The organism is Candidatus Nitrosotenuis uzonensis (assembly GCF_000723185.1).
GTDB classification, from domain to species: domain Archaea; phylum Thermoproteota; class Nitrososphaeria; order Nitrososphaerales; family Nitrosopumilaceae; genus Nitrosotenuis; species Nitrosotenuis uzonensis.
Window position 1 is genome coordinate 91,828 of record NZ_CBTY010000009.1, and the last position, 21,034, is coordinate 112,861.

Sequence of the window (21,034 nt, forward strand, 5' to 3'; positions counted from 1 at the left end):
AAACAAAATGTCATTTGATGTAGTTGTGGCAGGCGGAAGCGTTGCCGGACTTTTTTGTGCCCGTGAAATCGCTAAAAGTGGTCATAGTGTTTTGGTAGTTGAAGAGGATTTTGAGATAGGTAGCCCAGAGCACTGCGGAGGCCTTGTTAGTGCATCAGGTCTTGAAGATCTGGGCATCATACCATCAAACAAAACGCTAGATAGTCAGATTGAGTTTGCACGCCTTATCTCACCTGGTGGTGCAAGCGTTACAGTTAATGCAAAAAAACAGAATGTGTTAGTGATCAATAGGCGAGAGTTTGACAAGCAGATTGCATTGCAGGCGCAAAAAAATGGGGCAGATATCAAGGTAAAAACAACTTTGAAGACTGCAAAAGACGGAAAAGCAGTTACAAATTCAGGCACATTCGATTACAAGATTCTAGTTGATGCACGCGGTGTATCGTCACTGGTAAATAAAGATCGAACTGGTATGCTTCAGTCTGCCCAGTACGAAGTTTATGCAGACTGGATAGAAAAAGGAGTAGTGGAGGTCAACTTTGACGCTCAAAAGTATCCGGGATTTTTTTCTTGGATTATACCGGAATCGAATGGAATTGGCAAGATAGGAGTTGCCGGAAGAGCAATTAATGCAATGGACGCAATTGAGAAAATCTTAGAGCAGAAAGGTAAGCACTCAGTAATCAGAAAAGTGTTTGCCCCAATCTGGGTAAACGGCCCCATACAAGAATTCATAGTCGGTGATACGGTTGTAGTCGGTGATGCTGCAGGTCAATCAAAACCTACAACTGCAGGAGGAATTTATTCATGCGGAATAGGGGGGATTTTTGCAGGAAAGGCAATTGCAAGATTTTTGAATACTGGAAATCGTGATGCTCTTGCCGAATACAGGAAATCATGGCATAAAAAATTTGGACATGAATTTGAAAAACAACTTTTTGCACGCAAAATGCTTGAACGCCTAGACAATCCAACCATAGACAAGTTATTCTCATCAATAACTGCAGATATGATAAAAGATATTTCCGAAAGTGACGATTTTGATTTTCACACCTCTGCAATAGTCAAAATGCTGGGTCTGAGAGGATCTCTAAAAATGGCACAGACCATATTTGGGGCTGAAATCAAAAAGCTTCTAAGCTAGTCCAATTTTCTATGAGCAAGCTATAAATGCAGTTCTAAAAAACCAGCTACATGTCAACATCAATGACACTGCCAATATGCAGCTGCTGTCACAGACACATCATGCCAAATGATAAATGCGTAAAATTCAACTGCCCGGAATGCGGATCAGTGCTGATTTGGAGATGCGAGAGCTGTAGAGAGGCTGCAAGGCCGTTTACATGCAGATCATGCAGTTTTTCAGGACCATAGAAAATGGCACGACTTTTACTGATCACCAAGATTCTACCAGTAGGAACTGAAGTTAACTTGGACGATCTGGCAAAAAAAATAGCTGCAAATATGCAAGGAGACATAAAGCTTGGAAAATACACCAAAGAACCACTAGCTTTTGGCCTATACTATCTTAAGGCGGAATTCGATCTAGATGATAAGGAAGGACAAATGGACATGCTTGAGAATTCAGTAAGATCAGTTGACGGCGTAAGCGAGTTTGAAGTGCTCAACATGAGCAGAAAATCAGTAGATGTGAAGTGATCTAAGTGGCCCGAAAGGACGAACCTTTGCAGATGCGGATAGGCGAAGCAAAGCAAAGGGACGTTGGAAAGAAGCGAGCGAGAATAGGCCCGGACGCAATGGATTATCTGAAAGTAAACCCAGGTGACACCATAGAGATAACAGGCAAACGCACCAGCTGTGCCGTTGTATGGCCGACTGATGAAGACGACAAGTTTGCAGACATAATACGAATTGATGGGCAGACAAGAAAGAATGTTGGTGGCGCTCTCAATGACATTGTAAAAATAAAAAAGGCAACTGCCAAGACAGCCAAGTCAATTGTGCTGGTTCCAGTAAGCGATGTGGTGACAGTTGACAAGGAATTTACAGATTTTGTTAAAAACAGACTAAAGGGATTGCCTTTCTGCCAAGGAGACGAAATCTCAGTCATGATTCTTGGAAATCCCATGGACTTTAAAATCAGCAAGGCATCCCCGAAAGGAATCGTCACAATAGATAGAACTACTGAATTTTCCATATCCACAGACAAGTCCATTGACAAAAAAGTTCGTGTCACGTATGAAGAAGTAGGAGGACTCAAAAACGAGATCAAGGTGATGCGAGAAATAGTAGAGTTGCCGCTAAGACATCCTGAGATTTTCATAAGGCTTGGAATAGAACCGCATTCAGGAATATTGCTGTACGGACCGCCAGGATGCGGAAAGACGCTCATTGCCAAAGTCCTGGCGTCAGAATCAGAGGCAAACATGTTTTCAATTAATGGACCTGAAATCATGAACAAGTACTATGGTGAGACAGAGGCAAAATTGCGCGACATATTCAAGGAGGCAAAAGATAACTCACCCAGCATAATATTCATCGACGAAATCGACGCCATTGCACCAAAAAGAGAGGAAGCATATGGAGATGTCGAAAAACGCGTTGTAGCACAGCTTTTGGCACTCATGGATGGTCTCACAGACAGAGGAAACGTCATAGTTCTTGGTGCAACCAACAGACCCGACAGCGTTGATCCTGCACTAAGGAGACCTGGTAGGTTTGATAGAGAGATTGAAGTCTCAGTTCCTAACGCCGACGGACGTTTAGAGATTTTGCAGATTCACACACGCGGAATGCCGATAGCAGAAGACGTAGAATTAAAGAGACTCGCATCAGAGCTACACGGATACACAGGTGCAGATATCAAATCTCTGTGCAGAGAAGCAGCACTCAAGGCAATAAGGAGGTATCTTCCCGAAATAGATCTTGAAACAGAGAAGGTTTCATCTGAAATTTTACAGTCAATGGAGATAACGCTTCAGGACTTTTACGATGCCATGCATGAGGTAGTGCCTACCGCGATGAGAGAGTTTTACGTAGAAAGACCCAAGGTGTTTTGGAACGATGTTGGAGGACTGGATGAGGTAAAACGTACGCTCCAAGACAACCTCATTGTAGCTTTAAGAGAACCGCAAAAATTCTACAACATGGGCATAAAGCCCCCAAGAGGAGTACTTTTGTACGGACCGCCAGGATGCGGAAAGACCCTTCTTGCAAGGGCGGTTGCAACAGAGAGCGGTGGGAACATGATTCTAGTTAGAGGTCCTGAAATCCTTTCAAAATGGGTTGGCGAGTCAGAGAAGGCAATCAGAGAGATATTCAGAAAGGCAAAGACATCAGCTCCGTGTGTCATAATATTTGATGAGATGGACTCGCTTGCAAGAATGAAATCCGGTGAAGAGGCAGGCATAGGGCAGACAATCCTCAGTCAGCTTTTAACCGAAATGGAAGAAAGCGGTTCGTCCAGAGTTGCAGTAATAGGAATTACAAACAGGCCTGACCTTTTGGATCACTCGTTGCTAAGACCAGGTCGACTTGAACCCGTCCTGTATGTTCAGCAACCTGACGAGAAGGGCAGACTTCAGATAATCAAGATATTGACCAAAAAGATGCCGCTATCAGCAGACGTCGATTTAGATGAGATTGCAGTATCAACACAAAACTACACCGGGGCCGACCTTGCAGCCTTGTGCAGAGAAGCAGGCGTTCACGCAATGCAAAATAACGCTGCAAAAGTAGGTAGTGTCGATTTTTCAGCAGCGCTCAAAAAAGTACACCCATCAATTACAAAAGAAGTAGACCAATGGTATACGTCAATAAGGGAAACTATTTCTAATGTAGTTCCCAAAGCAATAGACAAGACGTTTTACGGTTAAGAAAATGACAGAATTACCACTGAGAAACACAGTATTTGAGAAGATAAAGACGGCAGGCTCACTCACCGATGAAGAGCTCGTACGTAGCCTCTCAAAGTCAGGAATGGTTTTGGCCGAAGACAAATTCAACAAGATACTCCTTGATTTGGAGATAATGGGCCTCATCAAGGTTTCATGGCTGACAAAGGATACAAGACGGATAGAAGTTTCCGTAATTGAGGAAGAAGAAGACCAGTATGAACAGCAGAACAAGGAAATGATGGAAAAAGATTACGAGGCATCATTTCCAGGCCTAGAAGAATCTTAGATTCTAAAATGGAATGCGGCATCTAGAGCAACTGCGACGAATATTATGGTAAGATACGGTGCAGTAACCTTGTATGCCTTCCACGCAAAATCAGCTGTCGGATTTTTTGTAAGCTTGTAGTGATATACCAGCATGAGTCCGCCGCTTGCTGCAGCTATTGCAACATAAACAAGTCCGAGCCCAAATGCATATAACATAAGAGAATATGGCAACAAGATTGCAGTATTGACAAGTATGTACTTGGATGTTTTCTGCATTCCAATCAGTACTGGAAGCATAGGAACGCGTGCTTCTGCATAATCATCGCGTATCTTCATGGCAAGACACCAAAAATGTGACGGAGTCCAAACAAACACCAGAAATCCAACGAGAAATCCCAGTAGATCAATTCCGACAGGAGGTACAAAGTCAGTGGCAGCAGTCCATCCTGCCATCGATGCCGCACTTCCTGCAAATCCGCCTATCACTATGTTTGAAGAATTTTTTCGCTTAAGCCACGCAGTATAGATTATCACATAAAAGAAAATGCCAAGGGCAATGAAAAATGTGGACGTGTAGTTTAGTGTTACTGCAGCATAAATTACAGATGCGGCACTGACTCCAAGGCCGTAAATTAGAACGTAAGATGCCTTTATCTTTCCTGATGGAATTGGTCTTGTACTAGTACGCTTCATTAGAGGATCGATGTCCCTATCATAGTAGTGATTAAGAGCACTAGAACCTGCGGACGCCAGCGAACCGGCAATTATTATGTGTACCAATCCTAATAGGTCAAGCTCAGGTCCGACCAGTTTTGATGCAGCATACATTGATGTTACTGCCGTAATGACAAGCAGTACTACGATTCTCGGTTTTGATACCTCTAGGATTTCTTTTGCTCCCAAACTCACTGAGTGCGCTTGCCTAAGGCATTTAATTTCTTCGACCCCGATCTTGCTACAAAACGATTAAGTACCTCACTTTAGGCATCAAGCACAAATGAGTAACTGGGACCTGATGATGCCAGGAATGGGTCTGACTGCCATAGGTTTGGCAGGAGTTACCGTTTCATATGCAGGCATAGCTCACACGTTTATAGACGGCATGCATGCTCTAACAGGGCTCACCATGTTCGTTGGTCTGATATTTTTGGCAGCAGGAATACTTGATGGCGGTGTATCTACCAGCAATAGAGCAAAGGCAACAACTCTGGTAGTCCTTGGAATCTCACTTTCATTTGCGGTTGCAGCGTTCAGTTTTACCACAATTACGACACTGCCTACTTTTGCAGGAGTCATGCTAATCGTAACCATTCCAGCAATAGTAATAGCATACGTTGCAATGAAAATGCCCGAGTATACAAAACCGATTTCAATAATATTCATACTGGCGGTAGGGGCTGCCATCTCAGCATATGTCGGATTTGGATTATACGGTCCATCCCCATACCTTGTACCGCCACCAGTTCCAGTGGAGGAGCCGTCTGAGAAACCAGCTACTACGGCACCTGTATTTGCAATATCAATTCTAAAGGGTTCTGCAACTCAGGGCAATCCAGATTACGAGCCTGATGAAGCACATGTTCCAATTGGACACATAATAGAGTGGACCAACAATGACGATGTATCTCATACTGTTACGAGCTCTGCAGATGCAGGAGAGACGTTTAATTCCAACTTGTTCAACGCAGGTGAAGTGTACAGACTGGATACATCAACGCTTGCGCCAGGTAAGTACGATTATCTTTGTATAGTCCACCCGTGGATGACAGCATCGTTCATACTTGAAGAGCCTAAAAGTGCTCCAGAATTTCCAATTTCAATACTAAAGGGTTCTGCAACTCAGGGCAATCCAGATTACGAGCCTGACTTTGCTCAAGTACCACTTGGCAATACAATTGTCTGGACCAATGATGATGATACGATGCACACTGTAACCAGCACTGACGGAATATTTGACAGTAGTGTGATCAACGCAGGTGAAGTGTACAGACTGGATACATCAACGCTTGCGCCAGGTAAGTACGATTATCTTTGTATAGTCCACCCGTGGATGACGGCGGCATTTGAGCTGACAGAAGGACAGCAAGAAGAAAGACTTGCAGAAGATGCAACTGTAACGGATCCAAATTCAATACCGGAAGAGAAGATGCAATCTGAGCCAGCAGTTGAGCCAGAATCAGAAATGGTAGCACCTGAAGTATCGCAACCAGTTGAATCCGAGGTCTTAACGGATCAAGAGCCCAAGCCAGTTGAGCCATCACCACAGGAAGATGCAGTAATAGTTTCAATTCCTCTTGGCACATCTATGCCAGGATGCGAGAAAGAAAATGCATGCTTTGCACCCAGTGAGATCAGGATAGGAATAGGAACCACCATAACTTGGACAAATGATGATACTGCTGCACACACGGTTACAAGTGGAGATGTCAAGACAGGTCCAATAGGTCAATTTGACAGCGGACTGCTCATGGCAGGCAAGTTATTCTCATTTACATTCGAAACAAAAGGCCAATATCCATACTACTGTCAAGTCCACCCGTGGATGACTGGCAAAGTAATCGTAGAATAGTTTTGCCAAAATCAATCGCAATAAAAAAACATCATCTGGACACGCTTGTAAAACATGCCAAGAGTACATTCCCCGATGAATCTTGCGCGTTACTATTTGGCAAGGATGAGGACGATCAAGTCAAGATATCAGAGGTGTTTTTGGTCGAAAACTCGCAAAAATCGCAGACTCAATTTTCCATATCAAATGAGGACTTGATAAGAGGATACAGGGATGCCGAGAGTGCAGGACTGGACGTTGTCGGCATATTTCACTCACATCCTCACTCAGAGGCGGCACCCTCTGCGATGGATAAAAGATTCATGGAAGTTAATCCAGTAGTATGGGTAATCTTTTCAAACAAATCAGGCCAGTTCAAAGCATACGTTCTGGAAAACGAGGCAGTACCACTTACAATAAAGATAGTGTGATTCCAAATGCTTGTTATCGGGTTTTGGAATTTTTCTTCCAGTCCTTTCTTGAATTAAATATCCCCTTTTCCAAGATAAGCCATGATGCAAATACATGTCTACGACACATATGTTGAGGCCAAAGACGGCCATACGATGCATTTTGATGTGATTACCGACGTGAAGGATCACGCAAAGGCAATCGAGTACGCCAAAGAATGGCTCAAAAGCATTGGTGAAGGAGATGCAAGAGTCACTACTGAAGAGTGTCAGTTCTGTCATTCACAGGGCGCTCCAAAACCAGTGGAAGACGCAATAAAACAAAAAGGATACTTTATCCAGAAGATGGAAGGCTGTCCATAAGCCTTTTTTTAATTTTTTAACACTTTAATTGGCTGGGAGGCCAATCAATACATGCCAGATGAGCCATCCTACCGCAAGATGACAGTTGAAGGCGATAAGAAGACAGAATGGATTTGCGGATGCTTTGAGACAATAGATGGGTATTTCTGGTTCTGCCGCGAGCACAAGGATACGCTCAAGAAGACGATCGAGGCACAGATAGACGAACTTGATATGACGCGCGTCCTAGAGTAGGTTACTTTTTCTGCATTCGTTTTGCGTTAAACCCTTTGAGCCCTTCTTCTATCAGCATTTCCAGAACGGCAGAATAACTCCACCCTCGATTCGTGCTTGTAATAAGATCTACTTGCAATTGGCGTATTTTTTTGTCAAGTTCCTTATCAATGGTGAATGTAACTCGCTTCTTTGTAAGACCCAAATCAAAGATTGGATTTAGGTGAAATTATTTAAAACATCAACTTCGGGAATTCGAAGCTGTCTCAAATTAGTATAATGCATGCACGAGTTACGCTTGTGAATCGCAACCTTAGTTGTACTTAACGCACAGACAGGGTTTTTTTGCTGTATCGTATCAGATACTGTAAATGACTGATAATAACTATAAAGCAATGGTTACCTTTTCCGTAGAAGTGGTCCTCATGAGAAAGGGGGGACCGCAATACCATCTTGTACTGGCCAGACTTGAGCGCGACTACAACTGCAAGATTTTTGATTGTTTTGAAAAGCCAGAATATCTAAAATCAGTCTTAAGGGACGTTTACGGTAAAGAGTACCAAGATATCATAGAAAACATAGCTGCGGAGCTTGGAGAGGTGGTAGATGAGAAGGAAATTGCAGAATTTCTCAGTAAGATGAGGGAATAAGAACGACTAGTTTTTAAAACTTGACATGTAACGAAACCGTGACAAGTATTGCACAGTACAGACTATATAGTGCCGTTTCTTTATGAAATTTCCAACTTTATCGGGAAACGATGGAATTTCAGGGTATTATGGGAACTTCGAGCCCATAAAAAGATGCGTTACAACGAATTACTAGAGTCATTAAGTGGCATATCTCCATCTACGCTTGCAGAGACACTAAGGTATCTTGAGAAAGAATCCCTCATCAAGCGCTCAGTTTTTGGCAACAATCCACCGTTCAAAGTTGAATACAGCGTTACAGAGAAAGGACTTGCGTTAATTGTTGCAAGCTCGTCTTTGGTAAAATGGGCAATCAGAAAGGCACTCTAGAGAACAAGTATCGCTACAAAGGCAGATACAAATACGATTGCTACAGTATTTAGTAGTTTTATTACGGTGTTTAGTGCAGGACCTGCCGTATCCTTGTACGGATCGCCTATTATGTCACCAACAACTGCAACTTTGTGTTCATCTGTTCCCTTGTGTCCTTGCATTTCCACTAGTTTTTTTGCGTTATCCCATGCGCCACCGGTATTTGCAAGATGATATGCAAGGAATATTCCGGTAACAACAGCCCCCATCAAAAGTCCTGCTACCGCGGTAGGGCCAAGTAAAACCCCAAGCACGATTGGAGCAGATATTGCAATCACTGCAGACTTCCAGAGTTCCCTCAGAGACGCAATCGTAGCAATGTCAACACATTTTGCATAGTCAGGTTTTGATTTACCAGTCAGAATATCAGGATCAGCTTTGAACTGTCGTCTTACCTCATCAACCATTTTTGATGCAGCGCGCGATACGCCGCTTATGAGCTGGCCTGTTATGATAAATGGGATTAGTCCTCCCACCAAAAGGCCCACGATTATTGCAGGGTTTGTAAGTGTGTAATCAGAAAGCTTTGCAAAGCTCTCAGGGGAGAGATGAGAAAAAGTGGTTTCCGCATGGTGTGTCAGGAACGCTTTTGCCTCATATTGGAATGCCTGAATCATTGCAAGAGCTGCAAGTCCAGCTGACGCAATGGCAAATCCTTTGGTAACTGCTTTGGTAGTATTGCCAACAGCATCAATCTGGTCTGTGACTTTGCGATTTTCTTCTCCCATGCCTGTCATCTCGACAATTCCCCCTGCATTGTCAGCTATTGGCCCAAATGCATCAATTGAAAGGACTATCCCTGCCAGAGATAGCATTGCCATAGCTGTAAGCGAGGTACCAAATATCCCATATAGCAGTGCCTGCGATGGGTCAGGTGCCGATGCAGCAGAAATGGAAAATGAGATTATGATTGCAGCTACAAGTGCTATCATGAATGGGCCCGTTGATTGCATTCCTTTGATAATTCCCATCAGGGTAAGCGATGCATACCCCCATTTTGCAGATTCTTGGATTTCCTGAACAGGGCGGTACTTGTAGTTTGTATAGTAGTCAGTTATTCTCTGTATAACAGGCACTAGTATAACTCCTATGACAGTTGCTCCAAACAGGGCCATTGCAAGTGAATTGGTTCCTACAAACATGTATGTGAATGCAAAATTAAGACCGATTGCTATTGCAGCTGAGACGTAAAATGAGCGGTTAAGTGGCCCCATAACATCTGAGACATTCTTTGAGCCGATTGTTGCAGTTCCTATAATTGAGGCAATTAGTCCGGATGCGCCAATTAGTATTGGATACATCATTATTTGCGGCAGACCAATTAAAGCTCCAATCAGTATTGATGCAAGTATTGTTACAATGTATGATTCATAAACGTCAGAGCCCATGCCTGCAGCGTCACCTACGTTGTCTCCGACGTTATCTGCTATTGTAGCAGGATTTCGTGGATCGTCTTCAGGTATGTTGGCTTCAACCTTTCCTACAAGGTCTGCCCCCATATCTGCAGCTTTGGTGAATATGCCACCGCCTATTCTGATAAACAGCGCAATCAGGCTGGCTCCAATTCCAACGCCAGCTATTGTGATTGGGTCTGGAAATATGTAAAATAATAATGCGAGTGCAAGTAGTGCCATTGCAGGTACTGCCAATCCAACTGTTGCCCCTCCTCTGAATGCAAGTGCAAATGTCTTGCCTATGCCGCTGCCCGTCGCGTTTGCAGCCCGGACTGCAGCCTTTACTGTAATTTTAAGTGAAATTAGACCTGCCACTGCCGACAGTGCTGCTCCTACTGCAAAGGCTATACCATTTGAAAAACCGATAAAGTATCCTATTACCACAGCAAGCCCGATTGCTATCGGAATTATGATTTTCATTTCACGTCTAAGAAATGCTGCTGCACCTATTCTTACTGCATCTGAGATGTCCATCATTTCCTTGGTGCCAGCCTTCTGTTTTGTTACCCAAGCGGCAAATCCTGCAGCTACTGCAAATGATGCTATTGCTGCAGCGATTGGAATTAATTGTTCTAGTTGCAGCTCCATTTTATACCTGCATGCCTATATGCAGGAAATATAAATCAAGCCGGATTAGCGCTTCTCTTTTGGTATGGGTGGAATCTCTTGCCTCGTAAAACTTGACGTACATATTTGTTAAAGCGCTTGCCGTGGGCAAGGTATGGAAATCTCAGGTGGACCAGCTCGTGCGCTATGGTATTTTCAAGCGTTTTTTCATCAGGGATCTTTTTCACATTGATAAATACAAGATTGTGTAGCATGTATGAAACGCCATAGTACTTGTATGCAGTGGTTCTGCGGCCAGCTGTAAGCTCCTTTGGGATCTCAAGAACCTCTTTTGTTGTAAGCAGTACTTTAGGCTCGGCAATTGAAAGATGTGATGCGAAGATTCCCACCTTCTCCAATATTGCAAGACGCAGATCAGGATCAAGCTTCATTTAATGGAAATTGGAAAGTAGTCCTTTATTCCGCGGTGTCAAATCTTGTGTAAGAATTTGTCTATTTGCGCAGAATTTGTCTATAGTTTTTTACTGCGTCCATTATCACGGATTTTGCCTTGTCTGCCGAATCCCAGCCAAGCACCTCCACCTTTTTTCCCTCGAGATCTTTGTACACTTGGAAAAAGTGAGCCATCTCCTTTAAGTGGTGGGATTCGATATCGGAAACATCCTTGGTGTTAAGGTAGCGCGGATCTGTAGTGGAAACACAGATTATCTTATCATCAGACTTGCCCTGATCCTTTAGCCGTAAAAGTCCTATTGGTCTGCATTCAATTAAGATTCCCGGAAAGGTAGGGTTTGTCACAAGCACCAATGCATCAAGCGGATCTCCATCATCTGAGAGCGTCTGTGGAATGATTCCATAATCACCTGGATAGTGAAACGGGGAGAAAAGTACGCGGTCAAGCTTCATCATATTGTGTTTTTTATCGTATTCATACTTGTTTTGCGAGCCTTTTGGAATTTCCACCACTACGTTGATAATCTCCGGTATGTCAGTGCCTGTTTCAATGTCATGCCAAAAATTTTTGCTCATACAAATAGTGCCAAATTTGATTAATCTAAGCGTTGTGGAGTATAAAGAAAGGGTCAGAGTTTAGTGTGTAATCATGTATCATACAGCCACCGTCTCATCATACCCTTATTCCATTGATTGTAGAAGTTTTTTTGTTTTATTTCTAATTTCGTTCGTTACTTGAACTATTACAAGCCCTTCATTTGGTTGGCCGTAGAGTACCACTGAATTATCAGGGGCATAGATACAAGCTGGGATTACAAGTAGATCCTCTTCTCCAGTCACAAGTATTTGTGTCGGAGGCGCTGACGCATATGCTTGCTTTATAGTACGAATACTCTCCTCTGTTATCTGTGCTGGTGGATTATGGCAATGCATCTTTGTTGCGTTGCTTTTTGGGGGCTGTCTTTTTGATCTTTTTTCCAGTCCGTCAACTATTTGGAGCGAGGGCACTATGCCAAAATTGAGCATTTTTTCAGTTGTCGCATCCCCTACAGTTATCACGTACGAGCTTTCCGAGATGTGCCCAAGAATGTTTTCTTTTGTGGTATGTTTTTCCTCAACTAGTACACCAAGGGGAATTTTCAACTGTTCTCTGAGTTTTGTATTTAGTTTCACATCTTCTCAGGCTAAGCTGCGGCATCGCCCTGCATTTCTTCCTTTAGCTTGGCTGCAAGTATGCTACACTGAGCTGCCACATTTTTTGCCGCCGCCCTTATTGCCTCCGCACTGGGCGAATTTGGATCAGTGATTATCACAGGTTTGCCCTTGTCTGAACCCTGCATGATGCCAGAGTTAAGGGGAATTTCTCCAATAAACGGAATGTTGTATTTTTCACTGATTCTTTTTGCTCCGCCTTCACCGAAGACATAGTGTTTGTCACTACATTTTGGGCATACAAAATAGCTCATATTCTCAATTACACCAATTATTGGCACGTTGAGTTTGTTGAACATTCCTATTGCTTTAACCGCAACGTTTGATGCTACATCCTGCGGTGTTGTCACCACCAGTATGCCAGTAATTGGAATCGTCTGTGCCAGAGTTAACGGTATGTCACCTGTACCAGGGGGCAGATCAACTATCAGATAATCAAGATCAGACCAATTAGTGTCGACTAGAAATTGCTTTAGTATTCCAGAGATTATAGGTCCTCTGTATATTGCAGCCTGATGTTCTTGTTCTGCAAAAAATCCAAACGATACAACTTTGATTCCATGTGAATCTGCCGGTTGAAGTTTGTTGTTGTCTACTTCCATGAATGCTTTTTGCATGCCAAGCATCAATGGTATGCTTGGACCGTAAATGTCGGCATCAAGCAGTCCCACCTTTGCGCCAGACTGTGCAAGTGCAAGGGCAAGATTTAGAGAGACAGTAGATTTGCCAACTCCGCCCTTCCCGCTAGCAACGCCGATGATGTTTTTTACTGTTGACATTGCTTCGTCAGCTGCAAGTGACCTGCCTTCCATTACTTTGGCAGTTACATTAAGATCAAAATTTCTAATTCCTTCTATTTCACCTACAGCCTTTCTTACGTCCTGCTCAATCTGGTCGTTAAATGGACATGCCGGAGTAGTCAGCTCCAACGTGAATTTGAGGTTGCCATCGTTTAACTCCAAGTCCTTTATCATTCCCATTGAAACGATGTCCTTTTTGAGGTCAGGATCAATTACAGTTGCAAGCTTTGTTAGTACTTGGTCTACGCCAACCATGCAAAAAAAATTTCATTTACGATATTTAAAGATAGGTCGTTTTTCAAAACAACGAAATTTTTTTCACAAGATTTGCAGATTAGCTAGCCCTAAGCAAAAAAATCTTACGCGGTCAAATTTTGGCAAAATTAATTTGGCATTTAGCAATATCTCAAAATAATTGATTTATTCGTTGTAAGAGATAAAAAATCTTCAGAATTTACCCAAAGATTCATAAATTCAGCCCATGGAGGTTGCACAGTTGTTTTCTATATCTACCCTAGAGGATGTAGTTAGGATCCCACCCAGCATGTTTGGAACTTCGCTCAAAAAAGCAGCTGTTGCTATTCTCAAAGAAAAATACGAAAGTATGATCAACGCAGACCTAGGATACATCATTATGATTTTGGAGGCAAAAGTTGATGAGATGGGAAAAATGATTGCAGGGGACGGCGGTACATATCACAGAGTAGAATTTGAAGCACTTACATTCACGCCAAGACTGCAGGAAATTGTCTTGGGAGAAATTGTCGATATTACAGACTTTGGCGCATTTGTCAGAATAGGGCCCACCGATGCACTCCTACACCTCTCACAAGTGATGGATGACTATCTGCAAAGCGATGTCAAGTCAGGCATAATAATTGCAAAACAGTCGAACCGTACGCTAAAAGTAGGCTCCACTATAAGGGCCAGAATTACTGCAGTCTCACTTGGCAAGGCAGCAACTATGGGGAAGATAGGGATCACGTGCAGACAGCCATTTTTGGGAGCTGAGGACTGGATTGCAGAAGAGATAAAAAAATCAGGTAAGGAAGATTCTGGCGACAAGACAGACTCAAAAAAAAAGCTAGTTGAAGTGAACAAGTAAATGGTGCGTGAAATGGCTTGCAGAAAGTGCAAGTATGTCTTTGTTGGAAAAGTATGTCCGCTATGCAAGTCATCAGATCTTACGCCAGACTGGACGGGAGTTGTGTTAGTTGCAGACCCGGAGAATTCTCATATTGCAAAAACTCTAGGCATAACTCAAAAGGGCAAATATGCAATAAAAGTAGCGTAGACACTATTACAAGTCAATTAAAAATATTTTGTTTGATTAAAACACACACAAATTCATAGTAATATCCAATAGATATTACCCATTGTGCCAGATCAGAGTCCATATTTTTTCATAAAAGAATTCTCCAATGAGGAGTTAATGAAAATACTTGTTGCAAAAATCAAGGAGCTTAAAGAATCAAAAGCGGATGTTGAATCTCTCAATATGAAACTACAAGATAACATGGCAAAGCTCGAGGAACTTCAACAAGAGATAATACAGCAAAGAGACAACCTCAAAGAAGAAGTACGTCATAAAGACGAAGAGCTTTTGAAGGCAGAACGACTTTCAGCAATAGGACAGCTGTCCGCAAGAATTGCACATGATTTACGAAATCCACTCAATGTGATTTCGAACACATCAAAAATTCTAAGAGTAAAGCTTGAAAAACACCTAGATGAGAAATCAAGTGAACAGTGGGCAAGGCTAGACAGAGCAATAAGCAGACTTTCACATCAACTTGAGGACGTACTCGATTATGTAAGGATGCCCAAGCTAAAACGAGAAAAATATTCACTTTCTCTTATCTGTCATGACGTGATTGAGAGAATACAGATGCCATCAAACATTTCATTTCATCCACCGCTTAAGGACGCAACCGTATTTTGTGATCCTGAAAAGATGGAAATTGTTTTTGTGAATTTGATTGTAAATGCAATTCAGGCAATAGGTAAAAACGATGGAGATATCAGCATAGAAATATTCGATGATCGTGAAGATGACAGTTTTGTTTTAATTAATGTAACAGATTCCGGTCCAGGCGTTCCACAAGAAATACAAGATAAGATTTTTGAGCCATTGTTTACAACAAAACAGGTCGGTACAGGGCTGGGACTTTCAAGCTGCAAAAGTATCATAATGCAGCATGGTGGAACAATTAGTGTACAAAGTTCAGGTAAAGGAGCTACCTTCACCATACGTATTCCAAAAAACTCCGATTGGGACAGTATGGAAGCAAGGACAAACTCTGTTTTGGCTTCATTTTCGTAGAGAATTTAAGTACTTATGAGAGGAATTACGCAATGGCGTTCAACGTAAGAGCTGAGCTAGCAAGGTTTCTCAGAGAAGACAACGTACAGAATGACATTACGAGTTCACTGATAACAAACAAGATAATTTGTGCTAGAATTGTTTCACGAGAGCAAGGCATTATTGCTGGAATCAGATTTACAAGTATGCTCTTTGCCATGAATGGTTGTAGATCCAAGATCCTAAAAAAAGACGGCTCCACCATACACAAAAATCAGACAGTATTGATCGTTACTGGGCCTGCAAGAAAAATTCTAAGCTGTGAGAGAACTGCGTTAAATCTGTTATCAAGGATGAGTGGAATTGCTACCACTACAAATCAATTAGCAAGAATGATAAAAAATACCAACGCTCGATTGTACTCAACACGCAAGACGGCACCCGGACTGCGTTATTTTGATAAAGAAGCAGTGGAAATAGGAGGCGGTAAAAAACACAGAGTCACGCTAGCCGATATGATCATGATAAAAGATAATCACATCGCCACAGAAGGCTCACTTGAGATTTTAATTCAAAGAGCACGTAAGAAAGACAAGATATTCGAAGTTGAAGTTGAGACAGAAAAAGATGCAATACTTGCTGCTAAAATGGGTGCATCCATTATAATGCTGGATAATTTTACCGTCACCAAGATAAGAAAAACAATCGCATCACTTGACAGGCTTGGACTGCGTGATAAGGTGAAAATTGAAGCGTCCGGAGGCATAAGTTCTGCAAACATTGTAGCGTATGCAAAATCTGGAGTAGATATGATCTCGATGGGAAGTATTACAAATTCTGTTAAAGCGATTGATTTTAGTTTGGAAGTTTAACTTATTGCAAGCATACGCTCTATTGCAACTCTTGCCTTATCTGCAATTTGTTTTGGGACGATAACTTCGTATTTTTCTTCGAACAATGATGCGTAGACTTTGTCCAGTGTGATCATCTTCATATACTGACATACAGCACCTTTTGAGGCAGGTATGAAATTCTTATCTGGGTTTTGCTGCTGCATTCTATAGAGAATTCCAGTTTCCGTGGCCACCACAAAGTTCTTTGCAGTAGACTGTTTTGCATAATTCATCATTCCTTCAGTTGAAAGTATTTGCACCTGTCTGTTAGAATAGTCGCCAACTGCAACATCATACATTATCTGCGAGGTACAACTACATTCTGGGTGTATTAGCAATTCCGAATTTGCATAAGAGTCAAGCTGTTTTTGAATATCATCTGATCTGATCCCCGCATGCACGTGACATTCTCCTGCCCAGATGTACATGTTTTTTCTTCCCGTCATCTTGGCAACATATGAGCCAAGGAACATATCGGGTAAGAATAAAACGTCCTTGTCTTTTGGGATCGATTTTACTACATTGACTGCATTTGATGAAGTACAACAATAATCAAGCTCTGATTTTATCTCGGCAGTAGTATTTACATAGCCCACTGTGATTGCACCGGGGTGGGACTTTTTCCATTCTTTTAGTTGCGATATGGTAATAGAGTCCGATAATGAACAGCCTGCAGACAGGTCTGGAATTAAGACCTTTTTGTCTGGACAGATTATTGCCGCAGTTTCCGCCATAAAATGTACGCCGCAAAACAATATTGTCTTGTGTGGAGTCTTTGCAGCTTGTCGCGATAAACCTAGCGAGTCACCTACAAAATCGGCCACATCTTGAACCTCTGGAAGCTGATAATTATGTGCCAAAATGACCACGTCTTTTTCTTTTTTCAGCTTGAGGATCTTGTCTGTAAGCATACGATCATAAGCTTGGCTCCAATATTCATTTAAAGACTCGGGTTAGAGTGGGAATTTTCAACCAGTCAGTCGATCATGGCAATTTTTGCCAGATCAGGAGCCTATTCGCATATCAGTTGAGCAAGCGGCTCTCAGACATTCTACTGCAGAAAGCGTAGCAAGGCGACTTGTCTTTGGATTTGTTGAATCAGGTACGTTTTCTACAGTTATTGATATGCTTCCAAATTTTCCTTGTGCTATTACTTGGTGAGTATTTTTATCAGTTTGTGGGTCGGCAACTATTCTTACCTTTGTATTGTGGCTTCCAAGACCTGCAAGGCTAAGTAGTGCTGCAACGTTAATGTTTGCTGGAAATAAATTCACTGCGTCTTTTGCAGATCCTTCAAATAGAACTGTTTTTGTCGTTATGGAATCAGTATCAATCTTGCTAACCTCGAAGAATCTGGCTCCCTTGAGTGATTTCGGGTTTTTTGTAGTGACGAGAAGTACCGATTCAAGCTCCTCCTTAACTGATCTGATTGCATCTAAACCTGCTAGAGCTCCGGACGGAAGATATATCGTCCTTTTGAATTCTCTGCATGCATCAAGTAGAATTTCAAGTACCGATTCGTCAAGTAATGCACCAACACTCATAATCAACAAGTCGCGTCTGTTTTGCAGAATGCTCAAAGCGTGATTGCGTACTGCGTCCTGCGATGCTGCCTCAACTACAATATCGACTGGATTAGATGATAGCATGTGTGGGTTTTCTGCTATTTGTGGTCTTTTTTTGAGTCGCGATACAAGTGCTTCTGATTTTGACCTATCAAAATCATACACATGTGTCAAAATTGCAGGAATTTTGCCAGAGTCTATTGCCAGTGCTATTTGGGTTCCTATTGCCCCGCATCCCAGTAGACCTATTTTTTTCATATCAATTATGATAGAAAACAAGTAAATGAACTCTGAGTTATTGGCATAATTTGACAAAAAGACAACAGATAACTAACCGAATTTTTGAGTTAAACTATGGCAAAAAGAAAGTCAGGCAAACATCAAAGAGCAGCAGATCAAAAGGCTGCTAGAAGATGGAGAAAAAAGTAAGAGATATTATTTCCAGTCCCTCGGCATTGTTCCCCTAACTTTGTATGCGTCTGTCTTAGAATCATTTGTTATAAGATGCGCCTCACCGCGGTTTGTATGGTATCCACCCGAGGCCGTACTTGTCTGAACACCTCTAAGATACGCTGGATCTATCCCAGACTGGCCAAGGAATTCATCATGTTTTGCCTTTTTGTTGCTCCACCAGAAGAAAACGACTGCCCCTGAGGCTGCGATTCCAGTCATTCCATATATTATAAACACTGGAAACTGCCCCTGATCGTTGAATTGAGAACCATCTAATGCGTTTGGACTGGTGCCTATAACCTCAATACCCAAGAGGATGTCAGGAGTTGCATATCCGGGCACAAGTATAGTAGCACTATCAGATGCCTCAATACTAGTCAATTTATAATCAGCAGATGACGTTTCGGAGATCTTTTCCTTAGCAGAAACGCCTATTCTGCTCTCACCCATCGAGTAAGTTGTCACAATGTCACCATTGAATCCGAATCTCTGAGCATCAGATATTATTGGAGTCGGATCAAACAAAGAATGCCATTTTGCTAGAGGCAGACCCACGCCAGATGCATCAAGTAGATTTGACAGCAATATAGTTTCTGCTCCAGTTCCAGCAAGTTCATTATACGTATTGGGAAAGTGTTTTTGTAAGAATGATACAGGAAGATTAATTTCAATTCCCCCAATCATCACAGGCCCACTCACTCTGATAGATCTCCATGATACATCAAGTAATGCTGGACTTCCGATATCATACTCTCGGATCAAAAAGTCAGAAATTGTTGGAATGAGAACTAGTTTATAGTCAACTGTGGCACTTGTTGGACGCCCCGTTAATGTAACGGTGTATTCTACTACCGCATCAGACACCCTAACATGACTACCGTGTTCTTCCAAGTGTTTATTTATTTTCTCTACCAATTCAGAAATTCCGTTTGTTGACGAATCTGATAAAAAATATTCTGTAACTTGAGCTCCCTGTAATTCCTTTGCCACTATACTATCTGGCAGGTATTCAAGTGAAATAGTTCTTTGGAATGTAATCTTTGGATTGAGTTGTGTTTCTTCTGTTCTGGCATCCCACAAAAATTGTGCAGCATGCGCAGTTGCAGTGCTAACAGATAGCACCATCAAAAAAGATAGCAAAATTATCTTTTTCACATACAATATATCCATAAAAATAGATATATCCATTATTATCATATAGGTAATAGAAAATGGATATGTCCACGCATGAGAAGGTACAGGCACGCCTGTTTAGGACGGTATTAGATGAAGGTCCACTCACGCTGTATACTGCAAACCTCAAATCAGATAGTCCGATTGGAACCATACACAGACATTTTAAGGAGATGGTCAAGTACAAATGGCTCAAAACATACTCGAGTTTAAAAGACACCAGTAGAAGAAAGATCCATTACGGGCCTACACTGTTAGGCATTGTTTATTTTTACAGTAAGGATAAATCAATACAGGACCGATTAGAACGATATTATTTGAAGTGGATACGGTTTGAAGATTTCCTATCAGAGCTAGACGAAGAAGGATTTGATGTCAAGAATGTGTCTAGCTCTAAGAACAGCATAACTCTGTTCAAGAAATATGTTCATTATTTTGCAGGAGTCGAAGAGCAGATAGATATGCTCAAGGAACCAGAGAAGATACCCAGAGATATGCTACTTTATATCGGGGAATTTCTGCTGGTAAGAAAACCAGAATATATGAGAATATGGGAAGAGTTGTACAAAAGAATGCCAAAAATAAAGAAAAATGTTGACGAATATATTGATTCGACCATCGAATTTTATAATAAATTAAAGACCGCACGAGAGCCCTAGATTACAGCAACATCTTAATGTATATGAAATTAATTAAAACTTCAAATAATAAGAATGCCGTAATAGAAAAAATTAGGATTTTTGTATACACGGTCTTAGAGATTTTTGATTTATTATGTAAAGTCCAGATTATTGAGATTAGTGACGCTGCCAAACCTATTGCCAGAAAGTCCACAGTCAGATAGTTGACAGTTCCCACGACTGAACATTCCTTTATGCCAAGGTAGCAATAGGACAGAAGAAAGGCGGTATTCCATACAGAATGAAATAAAATTGCAAACCAACCTTTTCCGCTTAACCACGTTCGTATTGAGAAAAACATATGAGGTATTGCAAATAGAAAACTCGCATAGCCAAGCGTGTTTATCTGAAACACATGCGTGCTGAAAATGTGCGCCACTGACCATATAGCACCTGTAAACAGGATTGCTTGTGGGGTACCAGCGACATAGTAAGCAAGACCAAAGAACAAGATCTCTTCGATAGGACCAGATGTTACCGTCATAACGACTGAAATTGGAAATGATGGAGCCTCATAATCGGAGATGACATGAGATATGCCAAATGAGGACGCATACATTATTGTAATACTGAGGGCATGATAGAATGCGGCCATCTGGATTAGGTATGAGATGGAATTTTTTTGGAATTTTTTTGTCCATGACCTCGGATTCATATCATAGATTTGTTTTGGATGCAACAGGTCAGATTGAATCTTGGCGTTTGTTTAGGTGTTTACTGTCTTCTAAAATTTACAATAAAATCAATTTAAAATATAATTTAT

General features: G+C 41.8%; 27 protein-coding genes. 16 read left to right on the plus strand and 11 right to left on the minus strand.

Going from position 1 to position 21,034, the window contains the following annotated elements; translation table 11 throughout:
• Positions 1-7 precede the first annotated feature (7 nt).
• The 5 genes from NITUZ_RS05680 to NITUZ_RS05695 are packed head-to-tail and all read left to right on the plus strand — an operon-like array spanning position 8 to position 4,143.
• Positions 8-1,144: an NAD(P)/FAD-dependent oxidoreductase gene (locus NITUZ_RS05680; RefSeq protein ID WP_048196336.1), complete on the plus strand. Its 1,137-nt coding sequence runs from the start codon at positions 8-10 to the stop codon at positions 1,142-1,144.
• A 50-nt stretch (positions 1,145-1,194) separates the two neighbouring features.
• A complete protein-coding gene (locus tag NITUZ_RS09840; RefSeq protein WP_081844886.1) occupies positions 1,195-1,374 on the plus strand; it encodes a zinc finger domain-containing protein in 180 nt (59 codons plus the stop codon).
• Between the two features lie 3 nt (positions 1,375-1,377).
• Positions 1,378-1,659, plus strand: coding sequence for an elongation factor 1-beta (locus NITUZ_RS05685; RefSeq protein ID WP_048196338.1), 282 nt, complete (start codon positions 1,378-1,380; stop codon positions 1,657-1,659).
• Positions 1,660-1,664: 5 nt separating this feature from the next.
• Positions 1,665-3,836 carry a CDC48 family AAA ATPase gene (locus tag NITUZ_RS05690; protein ID WP_048196340.1) on the plus strand — a complete coding sequence of 724 codons (2,172 nt, stop codon included), beginning with the start codon at positions 1,665-1,667 and terminating at the stop codon, positions 3,834-3,836.
• A gap of 4 nt (positions 3,837-3,840) precedes the next feature.
• Positions 3,841-4,143 (plus strand): hypothetical protein, encoded by a 303-nt coding sequence (locus NITUZ_RS05695; protein WP_048196341.1) that lies wholly within the window; start codon positions 3,841-3,843, stop codon positions 4,141-4,143.
• Here NITUZ_RS05695 and NITUZ_RS05700 read toward each other — a convergent pair.
• A complete protein-coding gene (locus NITUZ_RS05700; protein WP_048196343.1) occupies positions 4,140-5,027 on the minus strand; it encodes a heme o synthase in 888 nt (295 codons plus the stop codon). The two genes, NITUZ_RS05695 and NITUZ_RS05700, sit on opposite strands and share 4 nt — an antisense overlap.
• 94 nt (positions 5,028-5,121) lie before the next feature.
• Between NITUZ_RS05700 and NITUZ_RS05705 the strand changes: the two genes are divergently transcribed.
• The 4 genes from NITUZ_RS05705 to NITUZ_RS05720 all read left to right on the plus strand — a co-directional run bounded on the left by NITUZ_RS05705 (position 5,122) and on the right by NITUZ_RS05720 (position 7,679).
• A complete protein-coding gene (locus NITUZ_RS05705; protein WP_177309465.1) occupies positions 5,122-6,693 on the plus strand; it encodes a cupredoxin domain-containing protein in 1,572 nt (523 codons plus the stop codon).
• A 2-nt stretch (positions 6,694-6,695) separates the two neighbouring features.
• Positions 6,696-7,103 carry a M67 family metallopeptidase gene (locus NITUZ_RS05710; protein ID WP_048196345.1) on the plus strand — a complete coding sequence of 136 codons (408 nt, stop codon included), beginning with the start codon at positions 6,696-6,698 and terminating at the stop codon, positions 7,101-7,103.
• An 84-nt stretch (positions 7,104-7,187) separates the two neighbouring features.
• Positions 7,188-7,445 (plus strand): DUF2024 family protein, encoded by a 258-nt coding sequence (locus NITUZ_RS05715; protein ID WP_048196921.1) that lies wholly within the window; start codon positions 7,188-7,190, stop codon positions 7,443-7,445.
• Positions 7,446-7,496: 51 nt separating this feature from the next.
• Complete coding sequence (locus NITUZ_RS05720) at positions 7,497-7,679, plus strand: hypothetical protein (protein WP_048196347.1); 183 nt, start codon at positions 7,497-7,499, stop codon at positions 7,677-7,679.
• A gap of 1 nt (position 7,680) precedes the next feature.
• Here the strand turns inward: NITUZ_RS05720 and NITUZ_RS05725 are convergent, their stop codons facing one another.
• On the minus strand, positions 7,681-7,863 hold the full coding sequence (locus NITUZ_RS05725; protein ID WP_048196349.1) for a hypothetical protein: 183 nt from the start codon (positions 7,861-7,863) through the stop codon (positions 7,681-7,683).
• 220 nt (positions 7,864-8,083) lie between these two features.
• Between NITUZ_RS05725 and NITUZ_RS05730 the strand changes: the two genes are divergently transcribed.
• A complete protein-coding gene (locus tag NITUZ_RS05730) occupies positions 8,084-8,308 on the plus strand; it encodes a hypothetical protein (RefSeq protein WP_155991404.1) in 225 nt (74 codons plus the stop codon).
• 69 nt (positions 8,309-8,377) lie between these two features.
• Positions 8,378-8,677 (plus strand): winged helix-turn-helix transcriptional regulator, encoded by a 300-nt coding sequence (locus tag NITUZ_RS05735; protein ID WP_052370143.1) that lies wholly within the window; start codon positions 8,378-8,380, stop codon positions 8,675-8,677.
• Here the strand turns inward: NITUZ_RS05735 and NITUZ_RS05740 are convergent.
• The 5 genes from NITUZ_RS05740 to NITUZ_RS05760 form a co-directional block, all read right to left on the minus strand.
• The gene (locus tag NITUZ_RS05740) at positions 8,674-10,761 is read right to left on the minus strand and encodes a sodium-translocating pyrophosphatase (protein ID WP_420887312.1); all 2,088 of its coding nucleotides are present in this window, start codon (positions 10,759-10,761) and stop codon (positions 8,674-8,676) included. The two genes, NITUZ_RS05735 and NITUZ_RS05740, sit on opposite strands and share 4 nt — an antisense overlap.
• Before the next feature lie 35 nt (positions 10,762-10,796).
• Positions 10,797-11,171 (minus strand): M48 family metalloprotease, encoded by a 375-nt coding sequence (locus NITUZ_RS05745; RefSeq protein WP_048196355.1) that lies wholly within the window; start codon positions 11,169-11,171, stop codon positions 10,797-10,799.
• Positions 11,172-11,232: 61 nt separating this feature from the next.
• Complete coding sequence (locus NITUZ_RS05750; RefSeq protein WP_048196357.1) at positions 11,233-11,769, minus strand: inorganic diphosphatase; 537 nt, start codon at positions 11,767-11,769, stop codon at positions 11,233-11,235.
• A 105-nt stretch (positions 11,770-11,874) separates the two neighbouring features.
• Positions 11,875-12,366: a GTP-dependent dephospho-CoA kinase family protein gene (locus NITUZ_RS05755; RefSeq protein ID WP_048196359.1), complete on the minus strand. Its 492-nt coding sequence runs from the start codon at positions 12,364-12,366 to the stop codon at positions 11,875-11,877.
• 11 nt (positions 12,367-12,377) lie between these two features.
• Positions 12,378-13,460, minus strand: a complete 1,083-nt coding sequence (locus tag NITUZ_RS05760; protein WP_048196361.1) for an Mrp/NBP35 family ATP-binding protein — start codon at positions 13,458-13,460, stop codon at positions 12,378-12,380.
• 241 nt (positions 13,461-13,701) lie between these two features.
• Between NITUZ_RS05760 and NITUZ_RS05765 the strand changes: the two genes are divergently transcribed.
• The 4 genes from NITUZ_RS05765 (at position 13,702) to nadC (ending at position 16,379) form a co-directional block, all read left to right on the plus strand.
• Positions 13,702-14,310: a DNA-directed RNA polymerase gene (locus NITUZ_RS05765; RefSeq protein ID WP_048196924.1), complete on the plus strand. Its 609-nt coding sequence runs from the start codon at positions 13,702-13,704 to the stop codon at positions 14,308-14,310.
• On the plus strand, positions 14,311-14,499 hold the full coding sequence (spt4, locus tag NITUZ_RS05770) for a transcription elongation factor subunit Spt4 (protein ID WP_048196362.1): 189 nt from the start codon (positions 14,311-14,313) through the stop codon (positions 14,497-14,499).
• A gap of 138 nt (positions 14,500-14,637) precedes the next feature.
• Complete coding sequence (locus tag NITUZ_RS05775; RefSeq protein WP_048196364.1) at positions 14,638-15,528, plus strand: sensor histidine kinase; 891 nt, start codon at positions 14,638-14,640, stop codon at positions 15,526-15,528.
• 32 nt (positions 15,529-15,560) lie between these two features.
• Complete coding sequence (gene nadC, locus NITUZ_RS05780; RefSeq protein WP_048196366.1) at positions 15,561-16,379, plus strand: carboxylating nicotinate-nucleotide diphosphorylase; 819 nt, start codon at positions 15,561-15,563, stop codon at positions 16,377-16,379.
• Here nadC and nadA read toward each other — a convergent pair.
• The 3 genes from nadA to NITUZ_RS05795 all read right to left on the minus strand — a co-directional run bounded on the left by nadA (position 16,376) and on the right by NITUZ_RS05795 (position 19,573).
• On the minus strand, positions 16,376-17,311 hold the full coding sequence (gene nadA, locus NITUZ_RS05785) for a quinolinate synthase NadA (protein ID WP_048196368.1): 936 nt from the start codon (positions 17,309-17,311) through the stop codon (positions 16,376-16,378). The two genes, nadC and nadA, sit on opposite strands and share 4 nt — an antisense overlap.
• A 93-nt stretch (positions 17,312-17,404) precedes the next feature.
• Positions 17,405-18,223 (minus strand): aspartate dehydrogenase, encoded by an 819-nt coding sequence (locus NITUZ_RS05790; RefSeq protein ID WP_048196925.1) that lies wholly within the window; start codon positions 18,221-18,223, stop codon positions 17,405-17,407.
• 177 nt (positions 18,224-18,400) lie between these two features.
• Positions 18,401-19,573, minus strand: a complete 1,173-nt coding sequence (locus tag NITUZ_RS05795) for a hypothetical protein (protein WP_155991407.1) — start codon at positions 19,571-19,573, stop codon at positions 18,401-18,403.
• A 56-nt stretch (positions 19,574-19,629) separates the two neighbouring features.
• Between NITUZ_RS05795 and NITUZ_RS05800 the strand changes: the two genes are divergently transcribed.
• Complete coding sequence (locus NITUZ_RS05800) at positions 19,630-20,250, plus strand: hypothetical protein (RefSeq protein WP_048196373.1); 621 nt, start codon at positions 19,630-19,632, stop codon at positions 20,248-20,250.
• Position 20,251: 1 nt separating this feature from the next.
• On the opposite strand, the gene NITUZ_RS05805 is transcribed toward NITUZ_RS05800, so the two are convergent.
• Entirely contained in the window at positions 20,252-20,950 is a 699-nt protein-coding gene (locus tag NITUZ_RS05805; protein WP_155991409.1) for a CPBP family glutamic-type intramembrane protease, read from the minus strand.
• Between the last annotated feature and the right edge of the window lie 84 nt (positions 20,951-21,034).